We start from the raw sequence: 3,565 nt of genomic DNA on the forward strand, positions 1-3,565 counted from the left end.
GGGGCTATAGCTCAGCTGGGAGAGCGCCTGCTTTGCACGCAGGAGGTCTGCGGTTCGATCCCGCATAGCTCCACCATTTCTACACTGGCACCAGAGATCAGAAACCTGGATTCTTGGTAGTTTCTCGCGGTTTGAGAACAAGAGTCCAGCTTTCTGGTTTTTACATCAGATGCTCTTTAACAAGGTGAAACATTTTGTAGTAATACACTGCAAGGCGAGGTTGGGTGGCTGTTCTTTTATGAGAGCGGTACTCAACATCAATAGTATATGTGTGTCTCTCAAGCACACAATCCGGCGTTTGAACACTTAAGGTGTTCGAATGCAAAGTCGTTAGTAGTCGTTTGTGTTGTATGGTCAAGCGACTAAGCGTATACGGTGGATGCCTTGGCAGCTGGAGGCGATGAAGGACGTAGGAGCCTGCGAAAAGTCTAGGGGAGCTGGCACACAAGCTTTGATCCTGGAATGTCCGAATGGGGAAACCCACTCCTTTTAGGAGTATCCATAACTGAATACATAGGTTATGGAGGCGAACCCGGGGAACTGAAACATCTAAGTACCCGGAGGAAAAGAAATCAATCGAGATTCCCTTAGTAGCGGCGAGCGAACGGGGATTAGCCCTTAAGCTTTTTATGTTTTAGTGGAAGGTTCTGGAAAGTACCGCGATACAGGGTGATAGCCCCGTACACGAAAAGGCATTTAGAGTGAAATCGAGTAGGTCGGGACACGTGTTATCTTGACTGAACATGGGGGGACCATCCTCCAAGGCTAAATACTCCCAGCTGACCGATAGTGAACCAGTACCGTGAGGGAAAGGCGAAAAGAACCCCGGAGAGGGGAGTGAAATAGATCCTGAAACCGTATACGTACAAGCAGTAGGAGCCCTTCGGGGTGACTGCGTACCTTTTGTATAATGGGTCAGCGACTTATTGTCTGTAGCAAGGTTAACCGCTTAGGGGAGCCGTAGGGAAACCGAGTCTTAATAGGGCGTTTAGTTGCAGGCAATAGACCCGAAACCCGGCGATCTATCCATGGGCAGGTTGAAGGTTGAGTAACATCAACTGGAGGACCGAACCCACTAATGTTGAAAAATTAGGGGATGACCTGTGGATCGGAGTGAAAGGCTAATCAAGCCGGGAGATAGCTGGTTCTCCTCGAAAGCTATTTAGGTAGCGCCTCGCGTCTCACCCTCGGGGGTAGAGCACTGTTTGGGCTAGGGGGTCATCCCGACTTACCAACCCCATGCAAACTCCGAATACCGAGGAGTGCAATCGCGGGAGACACACGGCGGGTGCTAACGTCCGTCGTGGAAAGGGAAACAACCCAGACCGCCAGCTAAGGTCCCAAATATCAGTTAAGTGGGAAACGATGTGGGAAGGCCCAGACAGCTAGGAGGTTGGCTTAGAAGCAGCCATCCTTTAAAGAAAGCGTAATAGCTCACTAGTCGAGTCGGCCCGCGCGGAAGATATACCGGGGCTCAAACTGATAACCGAAGCTGCGGATGCTAATTTATTAGCATGGTAGAGGAGCGTTGTGTAAGCCGCTGAAGGTCGACCGGGAGGTTGGCTGGAGGTATCACAAGTGCGAATGCTGACATGAGTAACGATAAGGGAGGTGAAAAACCTCCCCGCCGGAAGACCAAGGTTTCCTGTCCAACGCTAATCGGGACAGGGTTAGTCGGCCCCTAAGGCGAGGGCGAAAGCCGTAGTCGATGGGGAACAGGTTAATATTCCTGTACTTGCTATTGCTGCGATGGAGTGACGGAGAAGGCTAGGCCAGCATGGCGATTGGTTGTCCATGTTTAAGGTTGTAGGCTGGGGACTTAGGTAAATCCGGGTCCCTAAGGCTGAGAATTGATGACGAAGCTCACCTTGGTGAGTGAAGTGGTTGATGCCCTGCTTCCAGGAAAAACTTCTAAGCTTCAGGCAATAGTGAACCGTACTCTAAACCGACACAGGTGGTCAGGTAGAGAATACCAAGGCGCTTGAGAGAACTCTGGTGAAGGAACTAGGCAAAATGGTACCGTAACTTCGGGAGAAGGTACGCCGGCTTTGGTGATGAGACTTGCTCTTTAAGCTGAGGCCGGTCGAAGTGACCAGGTGGCTGCGACTGTTTATTAAAAACATAGCACTCTGCAAACTCGTAAGAGGACGTATAGGGTGTGACGCCTGCCCGGTGCCGGAAGGTTAATTGATGGGGTTAGCTTAGGCGAAGCTCTTGATCGAAGCCCCGGTAAACGGCGGCCGTAACTATAACGGTCCTAAGGTAGCGAAATTCCTTGTCGGGTAAGTTCCGACCTGCACGAATGGCGTAACGATGGCCACGCTGTCTCCACCAGAGACTCAGTGAAATTGAAATCGCTGTTAAGATGCAGTGTACCCGCGGCTAGACGGAAAGACCCCGTGAACCTTTACTACAGCTTTGCACTGAACTTTGAGCCTATTTGTGTAGGATAGGTGGGAGGCTTTGAAGCAGTAACGCTAGTTATTGTGGAGCCGTCCTTGAAATACCACCCTGGTATGTTTGAGGTTCTAACCCAGGTCCGTGATCCGGATCGGGGACAGTGTATGGTGGGTAGTTTGACTGGGGCGGTCTCCTCCCAAAGAGTAACGGAGGAGTACGAAGGTGCACTCAGCATGGTCGGAAATCATGCAATGAGCATAATGGTATAAGTGCGCTTGACTGCGAGACAGACATGTCGAGCAGGTACGAAAGTAGGTCATAGTGATCCGGCGATTCTGTATGGAAGGGTCGTCGCTCAACGGATAAAAGGTACTCCGGGGATAACAGGCTGATACCGCCCAAGAGTTCACATCGACGGCGGTGTTTGGCACCTCGATGTCGGCTCATCACATCCTGGGGCTGAAGCCGGTCCCAAGGGTATGGCTGTTCGCCATTTAAAGTGGTACGCGAGCTGGGTTTAGAACGTCGTGAGACAGTTCGGTCCCTATCTGCCGTGGGCGTTGGAGATTTGAGAAGAGTTGCTCCTAGTACGAGAGGACCGGAGTGAACGAACCTCTGGTGTTCCGGTTGTCACGCCAGTGGCATTGCCGGGTAGCTAAGTTCGGACGGGATAACCGCTGAAAGCATCTAAGCGGGAAGCCTCCTTCAAGATTAGATCTCCCTGACTCCTTGAGAGTCCTGAAGGGCCGTGGAAGACTACCACGTTGATAGGCTGGGTGTGGAAGCGCTGCGAGGCGTTGAGCTAACCAGTACTAATTGCCCGTGCGGCTTGACCATACAACAGAGATGGTTACTAACGGCTAGTTAAGTTAGTGGATTGTGGAAAGAAAGACACACAATAGACGACTTGCGGTGTATTACTACAGAGTGTTTTACCGAATTATTTGGGGTTATCGCCGGTCAACAAACTGACCGAGGCAAACAGCGATAACACGGCAGGCAGAGCCCAGGCTCTTAAGACCAACGCCAACCCAAGCCAGTTTGCCTGACGAACATAGAGTTGTGGAACCACCTGATCCCTTGCCGAACTCAGAAGTGAAACGCAGCATCGCCGATGGTAGTGTGGGGTCTCCCCATGTGAGAGTAGGTCATTGTCAGGCTTCTA

At 51.4% G+C, this 3,565-nt stretch carries 1 tRNA gene and 2 rRNA genes; all 3 read left to right on the forward strand.

Going from position 1 to position 3,565, the window contains the following annotated elements:
• The 3 genes from Q1A48_RS20715 (at position 1) to rrf (ending at position 3,560) form a co-directional block, all read left to right on the forward strand.
• A tRNA-Ala gene (locus Q1A48_RS20715) sits at positions 1-76 on the forward strand.
• Between the two features lie 276 nt (positions 77-352).
• Positions 353-3,237 (forward strand): 23S ribosomal RNA (locus Q1A48_RS20720).
• A 207-nt stretch (positions 3,238-3,444) separates the two neighbouring features.
• Positions 3,445-3,560 (forward strand): 5S ribosomal RNA (gene rrf, locus Q1A48_RS20725).
• Positions 3,561-3,565 lie beyond the last annotated feature (5 nt).

The sequence above is a fragment of the uncultured Microbulbifer sp. genome (assembly GCF_947489355.1).
GTDB lineage: Bacteria > Pseudomonadota > Gammaproteobacteria > Pseudomonadales > Cellvibrionaceae > Microbulbifer.